The 25,604-nt window shown below is 59.0% G+C and carries 22 protein-coding genes and 1 pseudogene; 6 read left to right on the plus strand and 17 right to left on the minus strand.

The window, feature by feature from the left end; all coding sequences use genetic code 11:
* Positions 1-150: 150 nt before the first annotated feature.
* Both EPK99_RS02550 and EPK99_RS02555 read left to right on the plus strand, forming a co-directional pair.
* Complete coding sequence (locus EPK99_RS02550) at positions 151-1,176, plus strand: MBL fold metallo-hydrolase (protein WP_128441048.1); 1,026 nt, start codon at positions 151-153, stop codon at positions 1,174-1,176.
* A 180-nt stretch (positions 1,177-1,356) separates the two neighbouring features.
* A complete protein-coding gene (locus EPK99_RS02555) occupies positions 1,357-2,181 on the plus strand; it encodes a hypothetical protein (protein WP_128441049.1) in 825 nt (274 codons plus the stop codon).
* An 89-nt stretch (positions 2,182-2,270) separates the two neighbouring features.
* Here EPK99_RS02555 and tpa read toward each other — a convergent pair whose 3' ends face one another.
* The 11 genes from tpa to EPK99_RS02610 all read right to left on the minus strand — a co-directional run bounded on the left by tpa (position 2,271) and on the right by EPK99_RS02610 (position 12,983).
* Positions 2,271-3,653 carry a hypotaurine--pyruvate aminotransferase Tpa gene (tpa, locus tag EPK99_RS02560; protein ID WP_128441050.1) on the minus strand — a complete coding sequence of 461 codons (1,383 nt, stop codon included), beginning with the start codon at positions 3,651-3,653 and terminating at the stop codon, positions 2,271-2,273.
* A gap of 56 nt (positions 3,654-3,709) precedes the next feature.
* The gene (locus EPK99_RS02565; protein WP_128441051.1) at positions 3,710-4,462 is read right to left on the minus strand and encodes an SDR family NAD(P)-dependent oxidoreductase; all 753 of its coding nucleotides are present in this window, start codon (positions 4,460-4,462) and stop codon (positions 3,710-3,712) included.
* 5 nt (positions 4,463-4,467) lie between these two features.
* Positions 4,468-5,220: an SDR family NAD(P)-dependent oxidoreductase gene (locus tag EPK99_RS02570; RefSeq protein WP_128441052.1), complete on the minus strand. Its 753-nt coding sequence runs from the start codon at positions 5,218-5,220 to the stop codon at positions 4,468-4,470.
* Positions 5,217-6,248, minus strand: a complete 1,032-nt coding sequence (locus EPK99_RS02575; RefSeq protein ID WP_128441053.1) for a proline racemase family protein — start codon at positions 6,246-6,248, stop codon at positions 5,217-5,219. Before EPK99_RS02575 ends, EPK99_RS02570 begins: the two co-directional genes overlap by 4 nt.
* Complete coding sequence (locus EPK99_RS02580) at positions 6,245-7,714, minus strand: aldehyde dehydrogenase family protein (protein WP_128441054.1); 1,470 nt, start codon at positions 7,712-7,714, stop codon at positions 6,245-6,247. The genes EPK99_RS02575 and EPK99_RS02580 overlap by 4 nt, the downstream gene beginning before the upstream one ends.
* Before the next feature lie 37 nt (positions 7,715-7,751).
* A complete protein-coding gene (locus EPK99_RS02585) occupies positions 7,752-8,984 on the minus strand; it encodes an NAD(P)/FAD-dependent oxidoreductase (RefSeq protein WP_128441055.1) in 1,233 nt (410 codons plus the stop codon).
* Between the two features lie 64 nt (positions 8,985-9,048).
* Positions 9,049-9,927: a dihydrodipicolinate synthase family protein gene (locus EPK99_RS02590; RefSeq protein WP_128441056.1), complete on the minus strand. Its 879-nt coding sequence runs from the start codon at positions 9,925-9,927 to the stop codon at positions 9,049-9,051.
* Between the two features lie 39 nt (positions 9,928-9,966).
* Positions 9,967-10,632 (minus strand): amino acid ABC transporter permease, encoded by a 666-nt coding sequence (locus tag EPK99_RS02595; RefSeq protein ID WP_128441057.1) that lies wholly within the window; start codon positions 10,630-10,632, stop codon positions 9,967-9,969.
* A gap of 12 nt (positions 10,633-10,644) precedes the next feature.
* A complete protein-coding gene (locus tag EPK99_RS02600) occupies positions 10,645-11,313 on the minus strand; it encodes an amino acid ABC transporter permease (RefSeq protein WP_128441058.1) in 669 nt (222 codons plus the stop codon).
* A 10-nt stretch (positions 11,314-11,323) separates the two neighbouring features.
* Positions 11,324-12,091, minus strand: coding sequence for an amino acid ABC transporter ATP-binding protein (locus EPK99_RS02605; RefSeq protein WP_128441059.1), 768 nt, complete (start codon positions 12,089-12,091; stop codon positions 11,324-11,326).
* A 61-nt stretch (positions 12,092-12,152) separates the two neighbouring features.
* Entirely contained in the window at positions 12,153-12,983 is an 831-nt protein-coding gene (locus EPK99_RS02610) for a substrate-binding periplasmic protein (protein ID WP_128441060.1), read from the minus strand.
* Positions 12,984-13,184: 201 nt separating this feature from the next.
* Between EPK99_RS02610 and EPK99_RS02615 the strand changes: the two genes are divergently transcribed.
* A complete protein-coding gene (locus tag EPK99_RS02615; RefSeq protein WP_128441061.1) occupies positions 13,185-13,904 on the plus strand; it encodes a GntR family transcriptional regulator in 720 nt (239 codons plus the stop codon).
* 2 nt (positions 13,905-13,906) lie between these two features.
* The gene (locus EPK99_RS02620; RefSeq protein WP_128441062.1) at positions 13,907-14,689 is read left to right on the plus strand and encodes a pyrroline-5-carboxylate reductase; all 783 of its coding nucleotides are present in this window, start codon (positions 13,907-13,909) and stop codon (positions 14,687-14,689) included.
* A 355-nt stretch (positions 14,690-15,044) separates the two neighbouring features.
* Here EPK99_RS02620 and EPK99_RS02625 read toward each other — a convergent pair whose 3' ends face one another.
* The gene (locus tag EPK99_RS02625; protein WP_128441063.1) at positions 15,045-15,968 is read right to left on the minus strand and encodes an AraC family transcriptional regulator; all 924 of its coding nucleotides are present in this window, start codon (positions 15,966-15,968) and stop codon (positions 15,045-15,047) included.
* 221 nt (positions 15,969-16,189) lie between these two features.
* Between EPK99_RS02625 and EPK99_RS02630 the strand changes: the two genes are divergently transcribed.
* A complete protein-coding gene (locus tag EPK99_RS02630) occupies positions 16,190-16,702 on the plus strand; it encodes a nuclear transport factor 2 family protein (protein ID WP_128441064.1) in 513 nt (170 codons plus the stop codon).
* Between the two features lie 230 nt (positions 16,703-16,932).
* Positions 16,933-17,985, plus strand: a complete 1,053-nt coding sequence (locus EPK99_RS02635) for an aldo/keto reductase (RefSeq protein ID WP_205909037.1) — start codon at positions 16,933-16,935, stop codon at positions 17,983-17,985.
* A 278-nt stretch (positions 17,986-18,263) separates the two neighbouring features.
* Here the strand turns inward: EPK99_RS02635 and EPK99_RS02640 are convergent, their stop codons facing one another.
* The 5 genes and pseudogenes from EPK99_RS02640 to EPK99_RS02660 form a co-directional block, all read right to left on the minus strand.
* A complete protein-coding gene (locus EPK99_RS02640) occupies positions 18,264-20,408 on the minus strand; it encodes a methyl-accepting chemotaxis protein (protein WP_128441066.1) in 2,145 nt (714 codons plus the stop codon).
* A 16-nt stretch (positions 20,409-20,424) separates the two neighbouring features.
* Positions 20,425-21,354 carry a substrate-binding domain-containing protein gene (locus EPK99_RS02645; protein ID WP_128441067.1) on the minus strand — a complete coding sequence of 310 codons (930 nt, stop codon included), beginning with the start codon at positions 21,352-21,354 and terminating at the stop codon, positions 20,425-20,427.
* A gap of 175 nt (positions 21,355-21,529) precedes the next feature.
* Positions 21,530-21,819 (minus strand): annotated as a pseudogene (locus EPK99_RS25440) (OB-fold nucleic acid binding domain-containing protein); the annotation flags it as partial.
* On the minus strand, positions 21,795-23,453 hold the full coding sequence (locus EPK99_RS02655) for a hydantoinase B/oxoprolinase family protein (protein WP_205909038.1): 1,659 nt from the start codon (positions 23,451-23,453) through the stop codon (positions 21,795-21,797). The pseudogene EPK99_RS25440 and the gene EPK99_RS02655, both read right to left, overlap by 25 nt.
* On the minus strand, positions 23,453-25,531 hold the full coding sequence (locus EPK99_RS02660; RefSeq protein WP_128441068.1) for a hydantoinase/oxoprolinase family protein: 2,079 nt from the start codon (positions 25,529-25,531) through the stop codon (positions 23,453-23,455). The genes EPK99_RS02655 and EPK99_RS02660 overlap by 1 nt, the downstream gene beginning before the upstream one ends.
* Positions 25,532-25,604 lie beyond the last annotated feature (73 nt).

Here is a 25,604-nt window from a genome sequence, read left to right on the forward strand (position 1 = left end):
GAATGTGTTGAATTAACGAAATAGTACGTTACAATCGCCACCGGGAGGAGAGGGAGAAGCGGCGGCTTCTCCGACAAAGCTGACACGGAACCGGCACGTTGCTGGACGCGGAACTTTGTCTTGTTCTCCTCGGATAATGGAGGAGTTCACATGAAATCATTACACGCGATCACGAACCGCGGAGGGAAGTTCGCTCTAGCCGCAAGCATGGTCAGTCTTGTTTTTGGACCCTTGCCGCTGAAAGCAGCAGAGGGCGGCAGCGTTGCTGACAACTTCAAAAAAGCCTTTGAAGCCGCAGGGACGGAGCACTTCAACCTGTACAACATGCTTTGCCCTCGCATCGAGAATGCGAATGCCGGGAAGATCGCCCAGCCCGACGACGCGCGTAAGGAGTCGATCGAAAAAGCGGCGTCAGCAAAGGTGTTTGACAACCTCTACTACGTTGGCGAGTACGCTTTTTGGGAAAGCTCCGCTTCCGCATGGGCAATCGATACTGGTGAGGGCATTGTCCTTATCGACACGCTCAATCCCGACTCCGGACCCATTCTTATCGAGAAAGGACTCCGGGAGCAGGGACTCGACCCGAATAATATCAAGTACATCATCGTCGGCCATGCGCACGGCGATCACTACGGCGGCGCTCGCTATCTGCAAGATAAATATAGCGCACGCATAATGATGTCCGACGCCGAGTGGGATTTCTTGGCCAAGGACAAGCGCGATCCTGACCAGAAACCAAGGAAGGATATGGTGATTAAGGATGGGGAGACCTTCCGTCTCGGTTCGGCTTCCTTCACCTTCTACGTCACTCCGGGTCATACTCCAGGTACTGTGTCTACCATCTTCACGGTCAAAGACGGACCGAAGGAGCGGAAAGTTGCCCAGTGGGGAGGAACTGGCTTCGGCTTCAACGGTGCTGAAGGGGAAGAGAAGCTCAATTGGTTCAAGACCTATTTCCAATCAGCGGAAAGGTTCAAGAGCGCCATCAAAGAAAGTGGCGCAGACGTTGTCATAGCCAACCATCCCGGCCTCGACAACACGATCGAGAAGAACGCAGCGCTTAGCCAACCATCCGCGCGGGATAGCAACCCTTGGGTGATCGGCAATGACCGCGTCGTTGCCTATGTGCAAACAGCGCAATCATGCGCTGCCGCCGGGCTCGCAGCATACCGATGAGTAAGCTGATGGCCGGGTATCCGGCCATTATCATATTCAGCCGTTTTGGTTCTTAAAGCACCGCAGGAGGAGGAGCCTAAGCGGGTGCTGTCTGCCGTAGAGACCAGAAGTCACGCGCACTGCGTAACGACCATAAGAGCAAGCAATTTCAATCGCGTTATCAGACAGGGAGATCAGGTAATGAAACGCCTAAAGAATGCCGTAAAAGCCGCCTTATTGGTGGTGTCCGCTCTTTTGACGACAAGCTCGGCAAGCTTCGCGCAGACGAAGCCGACAGTTCAGACCACGGGGATAGAACGCCCCGAGTCCATCATCTATATCGGGAATAGCTTCTTTTACTTCAACAACGGGATCAGCGGGTTTATCTCGCGAATCCTCGCAGCCGCCGACCCTGAATACAAGCTCCGCTCGGCACAAGTGACGATAAGCGGCTCTGGTTTCGATTGGCATGATGTTGGTTCTTACTTCCGACCTAATGCGGTGGGGCGTTACACGATCGACAGCAAGAACGTCGTCACTTTCAACAATCCGGAGCGTCTGTTCGACCTGGCGATCATGATGGACTGCAGCCAGTGCCCGGTCCATCCGCAATTGAAGGACCTTTTCTACGAGTATGCGACGAAACACTCGGAGACTGTCCGGAAGAACGGTGCAGAGCCTGTTTTCTTCATGTCATGGGCTTACCTTGACAAGCCAGAGATGACCGAACAACTCGCTGAAGCCTACACCCGCATCGGAAACGAAAACAAGGCGCTCGTTATTCCTGCAGGGCTAGCCTTCGCCCGATCCGTCAAGGAGCGCCCCGATATCGTTCTCTATATGGCTGACAAGCGGCACCCGACACCTGAAGGGTCATATCTGGCTGCCCTGACCACGTACGCCGCGATTTTCAATAAAAATCCAATAGGCCTCAGTTATACGGCTGGTTTCGACGAAAACATTGCAAAATACCTGCAAACAGTGGCTTGGGAAACAACGAACCAGTACTTGCAACGCGGTAAATGATAACTCTGGAGAATCGTAGAGGCAACTAGGGGGCAGGCTTGTGCCGGCCCTTTGTTGTAAACGATTGGGGCTTTGCTCCGCGAGGCGGCTCAGACGAATTCCTTCGCCAAAGCATTGTCGATGGCATCGGTGATCTGATCTATATCGTCGGCCGTGGCTATCAGGGCCGGCGACAGGCACAGCGTATTGTTCAGCCCGCCATCCAACGAGCGGTTCGTCGCTCCGATAATGACCCCTTGAGCAAGGCAGCCCGCGACGACAGCCTGTACGTGCCTTTCGTCGAGCGGCTCCTTGGTCTTGCGATCGGCAACGAGTTCGGCTCCGCAGAACAAACCCTTGCCGCGCACATCGCCGATGACTGCATGCTTCTCTCTCAACACGTTCAGGTTCGCCAGCATCCGTTCGCCCATTCGGGTCGTGTTTTCCAGAAGGCCTTCCTCCTCGATTATGCGCATGTTTTCCAGAGCGGCGACGGGTCCTGCCGTGCACCCGCCGAATGTCGAGATATCGCGAAAATAGCTCATCGTGTCCTGCGGTGCATCCTTGAACAAGTCGAAAACTTGCTCGGTCGTAACCGTGCAGGAGATCGCCGCATAGCCGGACGCCACCCCCTTGGCCATCGTCACGATATCGGGTTTGATGTCGTAATGCTGGTATCCAAACCAGCTGCCGGTCCGGCCCAGTCCACAGACGACCTCGTCGATGTGAAGGAGGATCTCGTACTTCCGGCAGATCTCCTGCACACGTCGCCAATAGCCTTCCGGGGGCGTGATCACCCCGCCGCCTGCGGTCACCGGTTCAAGCACGATTGCGCCGACAGTATCCGGGCCTTCGCGCAGGATGACCTCCTCGATCGCGTCAGCGGCCCGTTCGCCGTAGTTCTCGACATCCCATTGCTTGCGGTATTCCAGGCAATGGGGAACCATCACGAAACCGTCGGGATAGGGACCGTATTGGGCAGCACGCTGGGGCTGACCCGACGTCGCAAGCGTCGCGATCGTCGTCCCGTGATAGTCGCGCTCGCGGTACAGGATCTTCCACTTCTTTCCGCCGTGATGGCGCGCAGCGATCTGGCGAACCATCTTGTAGGCCTTCTCATTGGCCTCGGATCCCGAGTTCGAGTAGTAGACGCGCGACAATCCCGGCATCTTCTCGATCAGTTTGGCCGCGAACAGTGCTGCTGGAACGTTGCCGGCGGCACCAGCATAATAGTTCAGTTTGACGAGCTGATCGCGCACGGCGTTGGCGATGCTCTCACGCCCGTAGCCGACATTGACGGTCCAGACGCCTCCTGAAACGGCATCGAGATATTCGCGGCCGTTCGTATCCCAAAGCTTCATACCCTTGCCCTCGACAAACACCCTGGGATCGACGGTCTCATAGTGTTTATGCTGGCTCAGATGATGCCAGACATGCTCGCGGTCGGCGGCAACTACGTGAGACAGATCATTTTGCGTCAGGGTGAGGGACATGGAAGGCTCCGTATTGTTCGTGATGGGTTTGATGGCCTAAAGCCTCTGCGGCTTGGTCAGGCGACCGCCTGGGCACCGGTGATCTCCACCAGTGACCCGCACATGAAGGCGGCCTCATCGGATGCGAGGAAGGCAACAAGCGCGGCCACCTCCTCAGGCTTGCCGATGCGTCCGAAAGGTACGAGCTTGTCGAGATCGGCAATCGTGCGTCCCGCCCGCGTCACGCCGGCTTCGAGCATCGGCGTGTGAATTTCCCCTGGGCAGACCGCGTTGACGCGGATCTTGTTCGGCGCGTAATCGCGCGCAAGGTTCTGCGTGAAGCTCGCCACCGCCGCTTTCGTCACATTGTAGGCAATGTGGTTCGGCGCCGGATAGAGGCCCCATTGGGAGGCGGTGTTCACGATCGCTCCGCCGCCTGCTTCGATCATGTGGGGCAGAACCGCCTGGCAAAGGTGGAACATCGAATCGACATTGACCGCAAAGCTCAAGTTCCAGTCGTCGGACGTCAGCGAAAGCAGATTGCCGCGGCGGTTGATGCCTGCATTGTTACAGAGCACATCGATGCGCCCCTCGGTCGCGATGACGTTCTGGATGATGGCGTGACAGCCGTCTGCCGTGGAGATGTCGCTGACCAGCGCCCGGGCGCAGCCACCGTCAGCCACAATTTGAGAGACAGTCGCCCCGGCGCCCTCGCCATCCATGTCGGTGACGATGACCTGCGCGCCCTCAGTGGCAAAGCGGGCGCTGATTGCTCCGCCTATACCACCTGCGGCGCCAGTGACGATGACGACTTTTTCTTTGAAACGCATGGACATTACCTCATGTAACTGCCGCCGTTCACGTCCAGCACAGCGCCGTTCAAAGAGGCCTGTGAGGGACGGAAGGCAAAGGCGACTATCTCGCCGATTTCTTGCGGGTCGGCCATCCTGGCGATGGGGATGCCGGCCAAGGCTGCGGTCTCGCCATGTTCGGCAATGAAAGCTTCGGCCATTTCGGTGCGTACCCAGCCGGGCGCCAGCGCGACCGAGGTTACGCCTTCATGCCCATGGCTAAGCGCGATGGATTTGGTCAGGTTGATCAATGCCGCTTTCGAGGCACCGTAGGCCATGGCGCCGGACGTATAGCCACGCTGCCCGGCACGGCTCGCCATATTGACGATCCGCCCGCCACCATTCTCACGGAAATGCTGAATGGCAAGCTTCGACAAATCGACAGCCGACAGGAAATTGACGCGCATCTCGTGCGCCCAGACCCGTTGCCATTCCTCCATCGGCGCATCGATGGCGACTTCTGACCGGATGCCGGCATTGTTGACCAGTCCCGTTAGCCGGCCGGCAGCGGCAATCGCCTCATTCCACAATGCCTGCGGGCCTGCCGGCTCCGACAGATCGGCGGGGACGCACCAGGCCCTGCCCTCCAGCGTTTCGACGAGCGCCTCGGCGGCGGCGCGATTGCGGCCATAGTGAACGACAACATTCGCGCCGTCCGCCACGAGCGCGCTGCAGATCGCCTGCCCGATCGCACCTGTCGCGCCGGTTACAAGGATGTATTGTCCTGAAAGCTTCATAGGTCACCGACCTGTGGACCCCAGGTATCCGACAGGGCAAAGCCCTGAGCGAAAGGATCCTGCGGGTCCAGCCGCAATTGCTGCCGGCCAAAAACATAGCCCTGACCGGTAATTCTGGGCAGGATGGCGGGATGCCCTCCCACCGTCGTCTCACCCAGGATCTCCGCCGTGAAGGTGCCCCCGATAATGCTGCGCGAAACCCGCGTGTCACCGGTTTTCGCCTGCCCTCTCGCATGCAGGATGGCGAGATTGGCTGAAGACCCCGTGCCGCAGGGCGAGCGATCCACCCGGCCCGGTTTCAGCGTCGTGCAGGTGACGACCGAGCCGTCTGGCTGATAGTCGCGAAACATCACATAGGCGATCTCGTTCAGGCCCGGGATTTCCGGATGCTCCACCGCGACCTGGCCAGCCAGCAGCGACTTGATCTCGGTGCCCGCCTCGGCAAGGGCGCGGGCTGCCTCCGGCATAATCCGCAACCCCACTTGATCGACATCGATCTGAGCGTAGAAGACGCCGCCGAAGGCGATATCGCCCGTGATCCTGCCCCATTTCGGCGTGTCGATCGCGACGTCGAGTTGGTGGACGAAGGCCGGCACATTGTCGAGGCTGACCGACAGGCAGCGCCCGTCTTTACACTGTGCTCGGGCGACGATCAGACCCGCTGCCGTATCCAGCCGGATAAGGGTCTCCGGTTCCGTCATTTTGATCCGACCGGTTTCCAGAAGCGCCGTCACCACGCAGATGCAGTTGGAGCCCGACATCGGATGGGCACGATCCGGCTGTAGCACGATAAAGGCGGCGTCAGCATCGGGCCGGGTCGGCGCCAGGAGCAAGTTCGTCGTGTGGACGACCTGCGCCCGCGGCTCGCGCGTCAGGAACAGACGCAGTGACGGGTCCACCCCGTTCAGATGATTCATCTTGTCGAGGATGGTTGCGCCCGGAATATGGGGCGCGCCATCGATAAGAACATTGCCGCTTTCGCCCTGGCAATGGACGAGCAGGATATCGAGTGCCTTGTGACCTGTCATTTCAGATACCACCCCCATGGCTCGTCGCTCACCAGCCGGGTGATCTGTTTGGTCTCCAGATAGTTGTCGAGGCCCCAGCGACCGAGTTCCCGGCCGATACCGGACTGCTTGTAGCCGCCCCACGGCGCTTCGGTGAAAGTCGGTTGCGAGCAGTTGATCCAGACGATTCCCGCCCGGAAGGCCGCGGCAACGCGCTCGCAACGCGCATCGTTCGCCGACATAACAGCCGCGGCGAGACCGAAGCGGGAATCGTTGGCAAGGCGGATCGCCTCCTCCTCCGTCTCGAAGGGGCGGATGCAGACGACCGGGCCGAAGATTTCCTCGACCCAGGCATCGCTGTCGAGCGCCATATCCGTCAGAATTGTCGGTGCGACCCAGAAGCCCTTGTCGAAGCCTTCGAATTTTCCGCCGCAGGCGACGGTCGCGCCCTGCTCGACAGCACGGTCGATGTGACGAAGGACATCCTCATACTGTTTCTCGTTGACCAGCGGACCGAGAAGAGTGCCCTCTTCGAGGCCGTTGCCCATCCTGATTTTCTTCGCCTCCTCCACCAGCCGATCAAGCAGTTTCGGATAGAGCGGCGCCTCCACCAGTACCCGCGAGGTGGCCGAGCACACCTGACCCTGGTTCCAGAAGATGCCGAACATGATCCATTCGACGGCCTTGTCGATATCGCTGTCGGCAAAGACGACGAAGGGCGACTTCCCGCCGAGTTCCAGACTGATCCGTTTGATGTCCTTGGCGCCTTCAGCCATGATGCGCGAGCCGACCGGCCCGGAGCCGGTGAAAGCAATTTTGTCGACTTGGCGATGCTCGACAAGCGCCTGCCCGACGACGGAGCCCTTGCCGGACAGGATGTTCAAGACACCCTTGGGAAGACCTGCGGATTCTGCGATCACACCGAGCTCCAGCGCCGTCAGGGACGTCGTCTCCGACGGCTTCAGGATCATGGTGCAGCCGGCGGCGAGCGCCGGCGCGACTTTCCACGATGCCATGAGAAGCGGATAGTTCCAGGGAACGATAGCCACGGTGACGCCGAGCGGCTCGCGCACGGCCTTCGAGACGAAGCGCGCATCTGCAAGCTTCAGATCCTCGACTTCGCCGTCCAGTTCCTCGGCAAGATCGGCATAGAAGTCGAAGCAGCCAGCGGCATCCGCCAGATCCCATTCCGACTCAGGCAAGGGCTTGCCGTTGTCACGGGTTTCCAGATGCGCCAGCTCAGCCAAACGGTCATGGATTCCTTTGGCCATGGCACGGAGATAGGTTGCGCGTTCCTTGCCGGAGAGGCGCGGCCAGGGCCCATTGTCGAACGCGTCACGAGCCGCCTTCACGGCCGCGTCCGCGTCCGCCGGTCCTGCTGCAGCGATGTGGTGAAAGACCTCTTCGGTTGCAGGGTCGATCACCGGAAGCACGGCTCCGTCGGCGGGGGCGACCCAACGGCCATCGATAAAGAGCTGGTTCTGCATGGTGTCCTCACATGGGATAATTTTGAGCGGTCGCCCCTCAGAAGCGGTCGACGCGGTAGGGGCGTATGTCGATGGGTGGCGGCGCGCCCGTGATCAGATCAGCCATCAGGCGCGCGGTGGTTGCCGCATAGGTGACGCCAAGATGTCCATGGCCAGTCGCGTAAAAGACGCCCGGAACCTTTGCCGAGGCGGACATGACGGGAACCGTATCGGGCAAAGCCGGGCGGTGCCCCATCCACTCGGAAAAGTTCTCGCAGCGCAGATTGGGCAAGGCCGTCTGGGCCCTTTTCACCGTAATCCTGGAGCGCCGGTAATCGGGGCTAGCGTCAAGGCCGGCCATTTCGACCGTGCCGCCGACACGGATGCCGCCGGCCGTCGGCGTGACCATGAAGGCGCGCGCCGGCCAGATGATGGAATGGCGCATGGCGATGCCGGGCGACATGATCTGCGTGTGATAACCCCGCTCGGTCTCGAGCGGTATCGGTTCGTCCAGCATTTTCGACAGCAGCCCGCTATAGGCGCCAGCACAGATGACCACCTCATCGGCGGAAACATGACCGCCCCCTGCGAGCTGGACGGCGGTGATGCGACCGGCCCTGCTGAAGCCGACCACATCGCCACGCCGGATTTCGCCGCCGAGCGCGGTGAATCGTTTTGCCAGGCTGCTCACCAGGCGGAACGGGTCGCGCAGGCTCCGGTTCTGTGGAAAGAGCACGGCGATGCCGATGCCATCAGACAGTTCCGGTTCCAGTTCCCGCACTTGGGCGCCCGTCAAGCGCTGGTGGGGGAAGTCGAAGCGCTCCAGGATCTCGATATGTTCGCGGTCGGCACGGAACTCTGCCTCGTCCTTGTAGAGCGAGAGACAGCCCTCTTCCGTCAGTTCATTTTCGAGGCCCGTCTCACGCAAGAGCGGCAGAAGGTCGTCGTAGACGCGCTTGCACAAAGCGGCCCCCTCAGCCTCGAGCTGGCGCAGCTTGCTTGGCCGCGATGCCGCGATAAATCGGGCGAACCAGGGTAGAAGCTTCGGCATATAGCCCGGCCGAACGCGCACCGGTCCCTCGGGATCGAGCATCCAGCCGGGGATCTGCTTCCAGATCGAGGGGCGGGAGGCCGGCATGAACTCCGTCACCGCAATCGACGCCATGTTGCCGTAGGACGCGCCGCGCCCGACTTCGCCCTTGTCGAGCAGGACGACCTGCCGCCCGCGCTTCTGCAGCTCGTAGGCGATGGTCGTGCCGATGATCCCTGCCCCGACAACCACGGTGGTCATGCTGGTCTTTCTCCCGTTCGCTCCGGATTTGGCTGGGCGGCGCTTCCGCCCGGCCATGGTCGGTTTACCAGTTCAGGATCGGCTGCATGGCCGAGCGGAACTCGGCCTTTTCGTCATCCGTGAGGGGGCCGAGCGGCGCACGGCATTCGCCGACCGGCAGGCCCTGCAGTTCACATCCATATTTGATCTTCTGGACGAACTTGCCGGATTCGAGGATGTTCATCGCCCGGTACAGGGTTTTCATCATCTCGCGGGCTTTCCCCAGATCCCCAGACCTGTAGGTGCGGTCGAGATCGCAGCAGGCCTTGGCCATGCAGTTCGACGGACCGCAGATCCAGCTATCGGCACCCCAGAACATGAAGTCGAGCGCGATGTCGTCCGAACCGCTGACAAGCTGGATATTGCCCTCATAGCGGCTGGCGATATCGATTGCCCGCTGGAGCACGCCGGAGCTTTCCTTGATCCCGATGACGCGCGTGTTATCGGCAAAATGATCGAGGAGATCGAAGCTGATGTCCGATCCATCCTTGGCGGGATAGCTGTAGAGGACCAGATTGACATCCACGGCGGCAAGCACGGCTTCGTAGTGTCTGATCAGTTCCGGCTGGGTGGGACGGGTATAGAAGGGCGGAGCCAGAAGAACGGTATCATAGCCGATTTCCTTGGCCATGGCGGTTTGTTCAATGACCTCGCGCGTGGCCGGCGCGTTGGTGCCGGCGATCAGGATTTCGCCGGGATTGGCAAAATCCTTGACGAACTGGAGAACCGCGCGGCGCTCCTCCGTCGACTGGCTGAAATATTCGCCCGTCGAGCCATTCGGCACCCAGCCGGTAACGCCTGCGTCGCGCAGATGGACAAGCAGCTTTTCGAATGCCTGGAAATCGACCCGGCCATTGGCATCGAAAGGGGTGACGAGGGCGGGCATGACGCCTGAGAGTTTCATTGGATATCTCCATTCGAGTGTTCGTGAAGGGGTGGCGCGTCAGACGGCCAGCCGCTTGAGGATGCGGTGTTCGATGACCGTGACGGCACGCGTCAGCGGAAAGGCGATAACGAAGTAGATGAGGGCAACGACGGTCAGCACTTCCACGGGCCGCGCCGTATTGTTCGAGATATTCTGACCGACGAACATCAGGTCGGCCATGCCGACGGCCGAAACCAGCGCGCTCTCCTTGAAGAGGCTGACGCAGTTGGACAGGAGGGTGGGCGCTGCACGCAGCACCGCCTGTGGCAGAACCACATTCATGGTGCGCGCCCATGGCGAAAGCCCGAGTGCGACGCAGGCGTCCAGTTGTTCTTGCCCGACAGATTTCAATGACGCGCGGAACGTCTCGCTGGTGATAGCGCCCATGTAGAGCGTCAGCGCGATGACGCCCGATGCCAGGTTGGAGAGTTCGACACCGAGAACCAGCGGCAGGCAGAAGAAGACCCAGAACAACTGGACGAGAACCGGCGTGCCTCTGAAGAATTCCACATAGATGCTGGAAACGCCCCGCAGGATGGCACTCTTCGACGTTCGCGCAAGCGCCAGAAAAAAGCCGAGGGCGCAACCGAGCACGATGCAGATCAGGGTGAGTTTAAGCGTCGTCAGGAGGCCCAGCAGCAGCGCGTCCTGGAACTTGAATACCACGGCGAAATTGAAGGTCATCGCTGGTTCTCCTCAACTGGCCAGGACTTCACGACGACGTTCCAGATAGCCGACGATCTGGGACACCGGAAACGAGACGGCGAAATACACGAGTGCGACGATGGTGAATGTCTCGATCGGCCGATAGGTCAGGGTGGCCAGCGTCTTGCCCTGGTACATCAGGTCCTGGACCGCAACGATCGCAACCAGGGCGCTCTGCTGAAAGGTGCCGATGCCGTTGGTCAGCAGGACAGGAACCGAATTTCGAACCGCAGTCGGGAGGATGATGTAAAGCACCCTCTGGAACGGCGTGAGCCCGAGCGCCACGCCGGCATCGAGCTGTTCGCGTGGAACGGCTTGTATCGAGGCACGATAGGCTTCCGCATTGAAGGCTGCCAGATTGAGGCCAAGCGCCATGATGCCCATTGTCACCGATCCGAGGAAGACGTTGAACAGCATCGGCACGCAATAGAAGAACCAGACGATCTGGATGATCGCCGGCGTGCAGCGAAAGAACTCGATGAACAGCGTAACCGGGAGCCTGATCGCCCTCCAGCGGCTCATAACCAGAAGCGCGAGAACAAATCCGAGGGTAAGACCAATGACATTGGCTGCAATGGTGAGCTGGATCGTGACGAGCAGGCCATCCCAAAGCGGTGCCATATTGCGAAACACCGAGGCGAAGTCGAATGTGTAGCTCATGGTCGCCGCCTCAGTGTTTGATGTGGAACACGCGTTCGATGAATTCCCGGGTACGTTCTTCCTTGGGTGAACCCAGCACTTGCTCCGGTGGACCGTCTTCAACCACGACGCCGCCTGCGCAGAAGATCACGCGGGACGCGATATTCCTGGCGAACCACATGTCATGGGTCACGATGACCATCGGCATCTGCTGGTGGGCGAGTTGCAGGATCACCTGCTCCACTTCGGCGACGAGTTCCGGATCAAGGGCAGAGGTCACTTCGTCGAACAGCATGAGTTTCGGATCGAGCATCAGCGCGCGTGCAATCGCTACGCGCTGCTTCTGCCCACCCGAAAGCTGGGCGGGATAGGCATTCGCCTTCTGTGCCAGGCCGAACCGCGTCAGCAACGCCATCGCTCTTTCCCGTGCATCGGCCTTTTTCTCCCCTCTTACCTTGGTCGGCGCAAGGATGAGGTTCCCAATGACATCGAGGTGCGGAAAGAGAGTATAATGCTGGAAGACCATTCCGATCGAACGCCGGACTTTGGCATCGATGGCCGTCTTGCCGCTCTTTGCGCTAATGTAGGGATTGCCGCCGAAGGTAATAGAACCGCGATCGATTTGCTCAAGCCCCATCAACACCCGCAAGAGCGTGGATTTGCCACCACCGGACGGACCTATGATGACGACCCGGTCGCCGGCCGTCATTTCGATGTCCAGACCCTGGAGCACCTGCACGACGCCGCCATAGCTCTTGTGAAGGCCTTCGATTTTGATCAGTGGAGCTGTATCTGACATGATCGTTGCTCTCCTTCGCGAGGCAAGGAAGCGGAGCCACGCCAAGTGGCCCCGCTATGGCTTATTGGCTGGCCTTGAGAACCTGATCGACAGCCTTGCTGATCAGCTCCTCGACATGACCTGTCGCAACGCGCTCTTCGAGGAAGATGTCGACCACCTCGACATCGGAGGCCGAAAGCTGGTGCGGCAGGCCGAAGGCAACGCCCTGCTTCGCAAGTGCCGGCGTCGGGTTAAGCGCGACAGCCCAATCCGGATTCGACTGGGTAAAGAGCTGGTTGGTATCGGAGGCATCGACGAGGATGTCTGCCCGACGCGACACGACCGCGAGACGCGTCTCGTCATTGGTTGGCAGACGCAGGATCGTCGCTTTTTTGACGGCGCCCGAGATTGCCTTGTCCTGTGCCGAGCCGGACATGACGGCGAGCGTGACATCGGCTTTATCGATATCTGCAACAGACGCGGCGCCTGCCAGGATCTTCGGGTTGTCCTTGTTGTAGGCGAGAGAGATCTGGTACTCCATGGCAGGGATCGAGAACTGAACAGCCATGGCACGTGCCGGCGTTCGGTTCAGCGCCAATGAAACGTCCCATTTGCCGGCCTGCAAGCCTGCAACGATATTGTCCCAGGTCGTATCTACGAACACGGGCTTCACCTGCAGAACTTCGGCTAATTCGCGGCATAGATCAGCGAAGAAACCGGAATATTCACCGGTTGCCGGGTCCCGCATGACGTAGGGAGGAGCGACGGCGGCTCCGCAACGCAGCGCACCATTTTTCTGGACGCCCTGCCAGTATCCTTCCGCCGTCTGCGCCATCGCAGTGGTCGCTAGACCCGCCACCAGGGCAAGCGCCGCCGTTGTCCGCAAAGCGGACGTAATCACATTAGAAATCATCTGCATTCCCCGTTTTTAAGCGCTTTGATTGCGCGGTTCCACCCGTCGGCTTTGACCGTTCTTGATGTCTTTTTTTGTCGGCTCCGTGTCGACTAAGAAAATTATGTCGTCTGCGTGTCGACAAAGTCAAGCGGAAATTTTACGATTGCTGCGGACCCGAATTTCTGGCCCAATGCCCTCGAATGACGGAAAGGGACCTGAGTGTCTGACGAAATTGAAATCAAACGAGTGCGCGGTACAGGCTGGAAGAACGTCTACGATACGCTGCGAAACGAAATTCTGGCGCTGACGCTGCCGCCAGGACAATTGCTCGATGAAATGACATTAGCGGAACGTTTCGACATGTCGCGTTCACCCGTGCGCGAAGCCCTGATCCGGCTGGCCGGCGAAGACCTCGTCGTTACGCTGTCCAACCGCAGCACGATCGTCGCCCCCATCGAAGTGGCGAGCTTTCCGAAATACGTCGAAGCGCTTGATGTAGCCCAACGGATGAACACGCGACTTGCGGCAGCACTACGGACCGATGCAGACCTGAAGATCATTGCCAAGCGGCAAAAAGAATTTGAAGCGGCTGTCAAAACCGGAATGCATTTGAAGATGTCTGAAGCGAACAAGCAGTTCCACGTGGCCGTCGCCTATGCCGGCAAGAATCCCTATCTCGCCTCCTTTTACGAACGCCTATTGAATCAGGGCCAGCGCATGCTGCACCTGCACTTCGAGTATCTTGAGCGCACAGGAGAAGGCTATCTTTTGACCGACGAGCATGATCTCATGCTGGAAGCAATCCGGGCCAAGAATGTGGAGCGGGCAGACGAGCTGGCGCACGCCCACACCCGGCAGTTCCAGAACAACTTCATCGAATTCCTGCGCGAGAACTACACGACCGACGTCTCTTTCAACCCCTTGGCCGCGGCTGAATAATCATGTCTCTTCCGCAGAAAATCGGGTTCATCGGAACCGGTGCCATCACAGATGCCATGGTGCGTGGCCTTCTTGCGGAGCCGGCAGTCGTGCCTGACGTCATGGTATCGGCGCGAAGCGCGGATGTGTCGGCAAAGCTTGCGATCGACTTCCCGAAAATCATCGTCTCGCATAGCAACCAAGCCATCATCGACGACTGCGACACGGTGATGCTGGCGATCCGTCCTCAGATCGCGAAAGAGGTCATCCGCCCGTTGCGGTTCCGCGACGGCCAGAAGGTGATCAGCGTCATCGCAGCGACGACCCGACCGAACCTTCTGGAATGGATTGGCGCAGAGGTGCGCCTTACGCAGGCTATTCCACTGCCTTTCGTCGCTCGCCGCAAGGGTGTCACTGCCGTGTATCCGCCGGATGCGGATACAGCCGCCGTCTTCAATGCACTCGGCAAAGCCGTAGAATGCGAAACGAAAGCGGAATACGATCTTCTCGCCTCGGCAAGCGCTCTGATGGCCACCTACTTCGGCATCATGCACTGCACGACCAAATGGCTCGCTGAAAACGGCCTTCCGGAAGAGAAGGGCCGTGCCTATCTTGCGCCCCTCTTTGCCGAGCTTTCGGAAACGGCGCTCCTTGCCGATCGGGAAACCAACTTCCTTGAACTCAGCCGCAAATTCGCGACCAAGGGCGGTCTAAATGAGCAAGCTTTCTTGGATTTCGACGGCAAAGGAGGTTCAGAAGCCCTGAAACAGGCTTTGGACAGAGTGCTGGAACGTGTTTCAACGTGAGCTTCTTAAGGCCCGTTATCGGATCCAAATCGACGATCGGCTCCCCATTAAAGCGAACGCCTTGAAGGGATCCTAACCGAGAGCTCACATCTCATTTTCTCAAGGCATTGAGAGAACAGGTCTTACGGCGAGAGCTAAATCCTGACTGCGCCACTAAAATTCTTGCTATTGTGCGTTCCGGAATGCTTTGCGTTGTGCAAGCTATCCGTAAAGCGAGTGGCTTAGGAGGCTACCGCGCTTCTACGTCGCACGCACCCACCGGAATTTACAGTGTTACATCTTCGACACACCTTTTGAGTTCCGAAAAACGGGGTTGGCCGCTTAGCACTCTGATAAGTCACCCAGTTTATCTCGTTCAACGCTGCCTTGCTGTTTGAACGTCACGACGCGGAGGCGCGCCAAACATACGAGAATATTCCCGGCTGAACTGTGGCACACTTTCGTATCCCACCCTGACTGCAGCGGTATTGGCATCGACCCGCTCTGTCAGCATGAGATTTCGGGCTGCATAGAGACGCAGGCTCTTTTGGTATTGAAGCGGACTGGTACCGGTAAGACGCCGAAAATTATGGTGAAAAGTCGAGCTTGCCATTGAGGCTAGCGCCGCAAGCTGTTCTATCCGCAGCGGCTTCATGTAGTGACTTTTCAACCATTCGAGAGCTCGAATGACACCCGTGGTCCTGTATCCTTCGCTCGCCATACCCGTGAGCCAGTTTCCGGCCTCGCTTTGCAGCAGGCGCACGTAGATCTCGGACTGGATTATTTCTGCGAGTAATGGAATATCGTCGGGCTTAAGGGTCAGATCGACAAGGCGAGAGAATGCATTGAGTAATTCCTCGGACGCTCGGCCTCTTGCGATGCCGACAGGCTCGACCAAAGCATCAGGCTCCGACAGCCCTGCCTTTTTTGATAGTTCGTGAAGCCTCTGCAGATCGATCCGCATGACAAGAGAAACATAGGGCTTGGCTGCTGAAGCTTCGATCACATGCGCTGAGGTCGGAACATCGATGGAGGTGACGAAGAAGTCACCAGGATGAAAAAGCATGTCATCCTGATCGAACATAATGCGCTTCGCACCGCTGAGAATGACCGCGATGCAAGGTTCGTAAAAACATCTGCTTGGTTCGTCCGGCTTTGAAAGCTTGAAAAACTTCAATCCGGAAAGTTCGCTTTGATTTAAGTTCTCACTGGTGCAAAAGCGCTGTACCACCGAAGCCAATCCAAGGAGTGCAGTCTGCGATAACGTCCAGCGTTCATCGACCGCTTGAAACTGATTCATTTTTCTACCTCTCGTTCCGCTCCGTAAAAAGTGATCCTGGAAGGCGATCCGCTGATCGGTCATCGGCAGGATTATGCAAAAAATCCATCGAATCAAGATCACGCCGGATGAAACCAGCTCCTATTCTTCTTTCCGGTGGTCCGCTTTCGCATCTCTGATCAAGACGCTGAGGCGTGGCCCGAAGTCGATCAAGAGACGGTCAATTCGTCACGGAGAAAAGATTGAGAAACATTATCCTCGCAGCGGCTTTCTCGTTGGCTGCCACAGCTCCCTTCACAGCACGCGCTCAGGAAGCCGTGGCCGTCTCGGAGAATCCGGAAGTGCTGTTTACCAGCCCTGACCCTCATCTGAACGCCAACAAGCAGGTCGTTTACAAGATTATTCTCGAGCTTCTGGAAGCTGGCCATTGGGATAAGGCCAGCCAGTACATCGCCGACAACTATATCCAGCACAACCCGAATGCTCAAAGCGGACTGAAGCCTGTCGTTCATTACTTCACCGAAGTGCTCAAGGTGCAACCCAAATCCATCCCCGCGAAAATCAGCATGAAGGTTGCCGACGTGGTTGCCGAGGGCGATCTGGTGGTCGTGACATATGCGCGGACCGACAAGGATCCGAAAAATCTTTCCAAGACCTACAGTACGACATGGTTCGACATGTGGCGCATCAAGGATGGCAAGGCGACCGAGCATTGGGACCCAGCCTTGCTCAACGAAGCGCCGGACTTGCGCTGATCACGCTAGGCCCGGGATTCGGCCGGGACCATTTGGATCGCTAACACAGACTGTGCCGCCAGCCGCGCGGCGCAACGCCTATCCCTTCAGATAATCACCAGGACACTTTCATGGAACGTCGAAAATTTCTCACCCTTGCGGCCAGTAGCGCTGTTGCCACCATCGTTGCACCTCATCTGGCAAGCGCACAGCCCCCATTATTTGAAGCGCAAACAGTACAGGGTACCGTCATGGCGACCCGCGGCCCGATTTCGGGTGCGATGCTCCCGCTGAACGGGCCGGCTGTCGATGGAATACGATACCGCCCCCGGTTCCGCTTCGGAATGGGCGGAACCCAGATCGGCAACATATTTGCTCCCATCAGCGACGCTCAGGCTCGGGCAACCCTGCAGGCAGCTTGGGACGGTGGCGTACGCTATTTCGACACATCCCCCTTCTACGGCCACGGCCTCTCGGAACATCGACTGGGCGCATTTCTGCGGGATAAGCCGCGCGATGCGTTTTTGGTTTCGACCAAAGTCGGCCGTATTTTCCACCCGAGTCGACAGCCACTCGCGCCAACTCTCTGGGCTGAGAAGCTGAACTTCTCCTATGAATATGCCTACACGGCCGAGGGCGCTCGGCGGTCTGTCGAAGATAGTCTGCAACGGCTCGGCCTCGCCAGCATCGACATCGTCTATATTCATGATCTGGGTCCGGAGAATACCGAACTGCCACAGCCATGGACCCGCGCCTATGAGATCGCCCGCACCGGCGCGATGGTCGAACTGGAGCGGATGCGCGATGAGGGTTTGATCAAGGCATGGGGGTTCGGCATCAATCGTCCAGACGCTGCAGTAAAGGCGGCAACCGATGACGCCCCAACGCCTGATATCGTCCTGCTTGCCTGCCAGTACAGCATCATTGACCATGAAGAGGCTCTGAAAAACACCCTTCCGGCACTTGCCGCGAAGGGTATTACCGTAACTGTGGGCACACCGCTGAACGACGGTTTCCTTGGCGGACGAAACCGATACCATTTCAGTGACAAACTGCCGGCCGGCGTTGTCGAAAAGAGAGCTCGTCTGGCCGCAGTCGCCGATCGTCACGGCATCGATATACGCACCGCGGCACTCCAGTTTGCGGCTGCCCCTTCGGTCGTTTCGGCGATCGTGCCCGGCGCACGCATTCCTGGACAGGTCGAGGCCAATATCCAGTCGATGAAGGTCGGCATACCGAAGGCTTTTTGGGACGAACTACGTGCAGAGCAAGTCATTTTGCCGGACGCGCCCGTCCCCGTCTGATTTCGCTTCGTACAAAATCCCCACCGCGCTTAATGTTCTGCGCGCGGTGGGAAATAAGCCTAGGTATGTCTACCTGTAGTCACTACTGTGCTGACATACGACGAAGTGGAGGGCTCACAACCAACGATTTCTGCGACTGTTTGAAAAGCCCATCCCGAAGCTAGCGGCTTAGGCTTCCGACATATGTCAGTTCTAATAGCTTCTCGCCCGCCGACAATTTTACGATGTGGCACGATAACTTTACGATGTCTTCCCGTATCAGGAGGCCGAACAGAGGATCATGACGCCATTGCATAATGGGTCCGTTCTGTTGTGCGCCCGTTTTTCGTCTTAAACCCTTGGAGTAGTTCCACGAGTCTTTCTGTCTCCTGCGTCAAGCTCTGAGCGGCGGCTGTTGTTTCTTCAACCATCGCGGCGTTTTGTTGCGTTACCTTGTCCATCTGGTCGCCAGCAGCCGACACCTCGCGCAGGCTGGTTGCCTGATCGCGCGAGGCCAAGGCGATTTCGGTGATGGTCGCATTCATGGCGCTGACCTGGCTGACGATCTCCTCCAATGAGCCCCCCGATTCCCCGACCAGTTTAACGCCGGTGTCGACTTGCGTTGCAGACGTGGAAATCAGAGCCTTGATTTCCCTCGCTGCCTGAGCAGAGCGCTGGGCGAGCTCCCGTACTTCCTGAGCGACGACGGCAAACCCCCGGCCAGCCTCACCGGCGCGTGCCGCCTCTACGCCGGCATTGAGCGCCAGCAGGTTGGTCTGAAAAGCAATTTCATCGATGACGTTGATAATGTTGCCAATCTTTGCGGACGAGCCCTGAATTTCAGTCATTGCCGCAATGGCGCGCCCGACAATCTCCCCACCCTTTTCTGCGGTTGCACGCGCTGTTGCGACCACGTTTTGAGCGCGGCCTGCGCCATCCGCAGTCCCGTTGACGCCCCGGGTGACTTCACCGAGAGCCGCAACAGTTTCTTCCAAAGAGGCAGCTTGTTGTTCGGTACGACGCGCCAGATCGTTGGAGGCCGTCGAAATCTCTGCCAGACCAGACCGGATCGTTCCGACCGCGTGGATAACCGAGTCGATGACATCCTGAAGGCTTTCGACCGAGCTGTTGAAGTGATCGCGGATCTTGATGTAGCGGTGATCGACATCACCGACCCGGATGGTAAGGTCTCCCTTCGAAAGCGCGTCAAGACCCAGCGAAATCTGATGGAATGCGTGCTCCATCACATGCGCATCGCTCAAACGCTCGGCTTCCTGGCGAAGACGCTCCTCTTCTACGGACAGACGCGCGCGTTCAGCATTGGATTCCGCAATAAGCTTGGCGCGTCCCGTTTCCTGGAAGACCTTCAAAGAGCGCGCCATAGCGCCCAGTTCATTGTTGTGATCGATGCCGGTGATTGCGAAAGCATCATCACCACGAGCCAGCCGTTCCATGGATAGCGCCATTCTGCGAACCGCGGAGGAAATGACCAGGCCAAGGAAGTAGGAAAGAACGAGACCGATGACGATCAGCAGCCCGCTGATGATGAGCATCGTGTTGGTTGCCGATACGATCGTGTCATCGACCGAGCCATCGAGCGTCTTCTGCGCTCCGACGATGCCAGCCTGCAGAACTCTGAACTCAGCCAATATCTTTGGAGCGAGAACGCTCAGTTGCGTCTCGCGAATGGTACCACTCGCTTGCAGAACGTTCTTCATATCGCCGAGACGCGCCGTGTAGTTCTGCATGAGTTGCTCGGCGCCCATCAGACGCTTTTTCTGTAGCTCGATCTTTGCCGTTTTTGCGGCAGCGCCATTTAAAGTCAGGGCTTCGGCGAGGGCTGCCTGGGCTGTTGCGTAGGCAGCAAAATCTTCGGAATGCACGAAGCGCTCCGAGAAGTAGAGACTGCGATTGACGGCGTCCAACGTCGCTGCGGTCGATTGAACGAGGGGGAGATCTCCTTGTCGCCCGGCACTCTGCATGACGTCGTTCAAGGCGATGCTGGTCCACGGCCCAAATTCCGTAACTTTCGAGATCAAAGCATCACGTTTGGCGTGGAGCGATACGATCTGTTCGAAAGCCTTGCTGTAGGCAGCAACGTCTTCCCGGATCTTTGTCAGGCCGGACTGCAGCTCAGTGTTGCCGGCAAAGCGCGGGTCGTCACCGTCGAAGGCTTTTACGCCTGCACGAAAACGGTCGACGACGGCCTGCGTCGGGGTTGAGCGGAAAGCTTCCGCCGACATCTGGATCTCATTCAACTGTTCGCTGTAATCCGATATCGCCAGGCTTTGTCCTGCTGTTGCGCGATAGGACGTGAAGATGGACGCAAGTCCATCCATCCCGGAAATGGCACTGACCGTCAGCAAGCTCATCAACAGGATCAGTGGTACGAAGCCAGCAGTGATCTGCGCGCGAATGCCCAGTTTATTCCACAAAGAAAACATCATAGACCTCTTATGTTCACTGGCTCTTCGGCAGATACTTTGCCATCGTCTGCGGCGTGACGAGTTCGAAGGGAATGTTATTTTCCCTTGGTACGGTCTGCTTTTGAATGAGCTTCACGGCTGCATCCACGGCGCCGCCACCTTGTCCGATGGCGCTTTGCAGAACGGTTACATCGAGATCGCCAGCCGCCATCGCAGCCAAGGCATCGTCGGTCGCATCGATGCCGGCGACGACGACGTCTTTCATGGGCACGTTGTTCTTCTTCAAGGCCCGGAGCGCACCGAGTGCCATTTCATCGTTGTTGGCAATCACGGCATCGAATTTGACGCCGGCTGTCAGCCATTCCTGCATCTGTTGGTCCGCATAGTCACGAGACCAATAGGCCGCTTGACGTTCGACGATCTGCAGACCCTTACATTCCGCGGTACCCAAAACGTTGACAACGTCTTGAGTACGGGTGCGGGCTGCGGGGCTGACCAATTCGCCCATCAACACGACGACACGGCCTTTGCCATTCAGGAGAGAGCAGACCTGCTTTGTCTGCATCGTTCCGGACTCTTTCTCGTCAGAGGCGACCACCACCTGATTGGGAGGCAAATCATCGAAATTGGACGGCACGTTATTGAGGTAGATCAGGGGAATGCCAGCATCCGCTGCGATTTTCGTCATCGCGGGCCCAAGGTCACCGTCTGCAACCACCACGATGATTGCGTCCACCTTGTCGGCAACGAGCTTCTGAACTTGCTTCTTCTGAAGCTCATTGTCGCCCTTTGCATTTTCGGTGACGAGTTTGAGACCAGATATGGTTTTCGCATGCGACGTGACCCCATCCAGAAGCGCAGTCCTGAATTTATCCAGATCAGATAGTGAGACGCCGATTGTTTGCGCTTGAGCAGACGCGAGAGAAATTGCTAGAGCGACGGATGCGATCGCAATTGTTTTCATGGTGGCCCCAACTGAGCTGAAAGAAGCAATCAATTTTACATAATAATCTTAATTAGTACTTACAGAGAACCTTCGCGACCAGTGCCCTTGATGAGACTTGAAGGAACTGTGACGCTTGCGCAGGTGGCCGCCGGCAGTGCAGATTTGCTGATGCGCTAGCACAGCCGGAAACCACCCGCTCGCGAAGGCTTGCCAGATCGCTGGTAAGATCGAACATCCGTTGCGCCACCAGATGCACGCCGCCTCCTTCCTGTTGGATCTTGCCGTTGATCGCCATCCTTGCGGATCCGAGCACGACGCGGCGCCGCTTTTTCAAAGCAGGCTCGGCCAGACGACGATATAGGCGACCCCCGTTTCATCCTCGATGGTCATGAACACGCCGCCCTTGGCACTTCCCGGTTTATGACGGACAAGAACGAAAGTTCGATGCACCCCTCCTGTCAGTCCAACCCGTAGATCTCGCGCGCCACTTTGTCGGAAATCCGCCCTTCTTGGAGATCGCGACGTACTAACTCACGGTCGCGCTCTTTCGGATTGCCGAAACCACCGCCGCCAGACGTGACGGCCGCCGCCATCTGTCCAGCGGCCAGAATGCCATTTCGGCCGGAGAGAGGACGCACGCCTTCGCCGAGCTCGATACGGGCAAGCCCGCCGGGAAGGCCGCCGTCGAGACCCCAGGCTGGTACCCGGTTGAGGGGGCCGCCGAGATTGACCGTCGCCTCGTGACCGACTGGCGAGAGGCGCCGGCGAATGGCCATGCCGCCGCGGAATTTTCCGGCACCACCGGAATCCTGGATAAGTTCGTAGGCGTCGACGGTCAGCGGGTGCTCGCTCTCCAGCGCCTCCACCGGGATATTGGCGGAATTGGTGCCGTGGACGTGGATGCCGTCGACGCCGTCGAGCGTCAGGCGAGCGCCCATGCCGCCGCCCATGCTTTCGTTATAGACGTTGAAACGGCCGGTGCCCGGGTGAACGCCGCTCATGGTCATGACCGTCACGCCGGTCGAACCTGCCGGAACGCGATCCGGAATGGCCTGCGAAAAGGCCGCCAGCATCATGTCGATCAGCCGCTGGCCGACATCGTGACGGCTGTAGACGGCGGCCGGCGCGACGGAATTGACGATCGAGCCCAGCGGCGCGCTGATATGAATCGGCCGATGGAAGCCGGCATTGGCGGGCGTATCGGCATCGATCAGCGTCTTGACTACATAGTAGACGCAGGCCTGCAGCATGGTGAAAACCATGTTGAGGCCGGAGCGGGTCTGCGGCGGGCAGCCCTCGAAATCGAACCACAGCTCGTCGTCCCTGACCTCGACGGCGACCGCCAGAGACAGGATATCCGGCCAGAGGCTGGTGTCGAAATCGTGCTGGAAACTGTAGCGCCCATCGGGGATCCGGCGGATGCCGGCGCGTGCCTTGCGCTCGGAATAGTCCATCAGCATGTCGCTCGCCGTGGCGATCGTGTCGATGCCATATCGGACGCAGAGGGCCTGGTAACGCTGCACGCCGAGACGGTTGGCAGCCATCTGGGCACGGAAATCGTTGATGCGCTCATGCGGGACCTGGCAGTTGAGCAGAACCAGATCCATCACGTCCTGCTGCAGCTCACCGCTGCGATAAAGACGCACCGGAGGGATGCGCAGGCCTTCCTGGAAGATATGCGCATGGCCACGGTCGACGAAATCCGAATGGTGGGCGATATTCGCCACCCAGGCGACGATCCGGCCGCCCTGGAAGACCGGCTCCAGGAAAACGATGTCGTTGAGATGGGTGCTGCCGCCGTTATAGGCGTCGTTGCCGATGAAAACGTCGCCTTCGCGAAGCGTCGAGATATCTACGCGACGCAGCGTTTCTTTGGTGATGTCGAGCAGCGAACCGAGGTGGAACGGGATCTGCTGCGCCTGCGCGATTATATAACCTTCGGTATCGAAGATCGCCGCGGAGCAGTCCCGCCGTTCCTTGATATTGGCGGAATAGGCGGCCCTTATCAGGGCCTTGCCCATCTGGTCGACGATCGTCGAAAGCGCGCTGCCGATCACTTCGACGGTGATGGAATCGATGCCGGCATTGCCGGGCCAGAGCATGGTGCTGTCGGACATCAGTCGTTCTCCTCGAGGAGCAGGTTCAAAACGGCATCGACCGTGGCGCTCTGCCCCGGCAGGACGAGCGTGGTGCTGTCCATCTGCTCGACGATCGCCGGACCGGGCACAACATGGCCTGGCGCCAGCTTGGCGCGGTCATAGAGCGGGCATGCGACGAAACTGCCGGCTTCCGGCAGCCAGACATATCGAGAGCCGATGACCGCGTCCGAAACCGGCCCGGTGGCGGGTGGATGTATCTTCAGCCTGGCCTTCGGCACCCTGCCCGTCGCGACCAGACGCAGCGCGATGATGCTGATCGCCTCGTCGGATGAAATATAGCCATAGACCTGGCGATGAGCCGCTTCGAACCGGCTTCGCAATTCGTCGAGGAACCGCTCGTCCACCTCCCCTTCGGGGCAGTCCACGGACAGCTCGAACGCCTGTCCGTGGTAGCGAAGATCGGCGGTGCGGGTCACGGACCGGTCTGCGGCGACAATTCCTTCGCGATCGAACCAGTCGTCCGCCTGCCGCTGCAGCCCGGAGAAGTCGTTCTGCACGGAAGCGGCGCTTTCCGGCCGGAGAGGCGTCATGCGTCCCGCCGAGAAATAGGCCTTCAGGTCGGTCAGCAGCAGGCCCATCGAGCACAGAATGCCCGGATTGCGGGGGACAAGGACGCGGCGGATTTCCAATTCGCGCGCCAGACGCGCGGCATGCACCGGGCCGGCGCCTCCGAAGGCCATCAGCACATAGTCGCGCGGATCGTAACCGCGCTCGACGGAAATCACCCGGATCGCCTTTGCCATGTTGGCGGTGACAACGGAGATGATGCCCTGGGCCGTTTCCATCACGCCGAGGCCGAGCCGGTCGGCCAGGCGGGCGATTGCGGCCTTGGCCTTCTGCTGGTCGATCTCCATACGTCCGCCAAGCAAATGGGTCGGGTTGAGAACCTGCAGCACCACGTTGGCATCGGTGACTGTCGGCTGTTCGTTGCCCTTGCCGTAACAGACGGGTCCCGGCACCGCACCGGCGCTGTCGGGACCGACCTTGAGATGGCCGCCGCCGTCCACATTGGCGATGGAGCCTCCGCCGGCGCCCACCGCGTGGATATCCAGCATCGGCACCTTGATCGGGTGGCCATGCACCTCGGCATCGGTAGCGAGCTGCGGGCGGCCCTTGTCGATCAGCGCGACGTCGCTCGATGTGCCGCCCATGTCGAAGGTGATAATGTCCTCGATGCCCGCCGCGCGCCCGATTTCCAGCGCGCCGGCAACGCCTGCCGCCGGTCCCGAAAGGACGGTGCGTACCGGGAAGTTGGCCGCTTCCTGTGCGGAGATGACGCCGCCATTGCTCTGCGTCAGGTGCGGGCGCGGAGAAATGCCGTGCGCCTCGAGACGCGGCTTCAGCCGGTCCAGATATCCTTGCATGACTGGGCCGAGTGCGGCATTGACGACGGTCGTCGAGAACCGTTCGAACTCGCGATATTCCGGCGCGACTTCGGCCGAGGTGCAGACGAAGACCTCCGGCATTTCCTCGGCCACCAGCCGCTTCACCAGCGCCTCGTGTTCGGGCATCAGATAGGCAAACAGGAACCCGATCGCGATCGCCTCGACCTTCTGGTCCTTCAGTCGGGCAATGACCTCGCGGACCTCTTCCTCGCTGATCGGCACCCGGATGCTTCCGTCAAAATTGACGCGTTCGCGCACTTCATGACGGCGGTCGCGCCTTGCCAGCACTTCCGGCTTTTCCATCTGCAGGTCGTAGAGCTCCGGTCGCATCTGCCGACGAATTTCGATCACGTCGCGGAAACCCGCCGTGGTGATCATGCCGGTCCGGGCGATCCGCCCCTGGATCAGCGCATTGGTTGCGACCGTCGTGCCGTGTCCGAAATAGACGACATCGCCGGCATCGTGCCCATAAGCATCGAGACCGTCTTTTACGCCGTCGGCGATCGCCTCCGACGGGTCGGCGGTCGTACTGCTGACCTTCCAGACGTGAAGTTCTTCCGTCGCCGGATCGTAGAGGGAAATATCGGTAAAGGTTCCCCCGGTATCCACGCCTATGCGCAGCGATTTTCCGCGATCGAGATGGTCACTCACGCAAGTCAGCCTTTCATTTCTTCAAATTCGGGTAGTTCGGGTATCGCGGCAGGAAGATTGCTCACGCCGCAAT

It is taken from the genome of Neorhizobium lilium, assembly GCF_004053875.1.
Taxonomy (GTDB): domain Bacteria; phylum Pseudomonadota; class Alphaproteobacteria; order Rhizobiales; family Rhizobiaceae; genus Neorhizobium; species Neorhizobium lilii.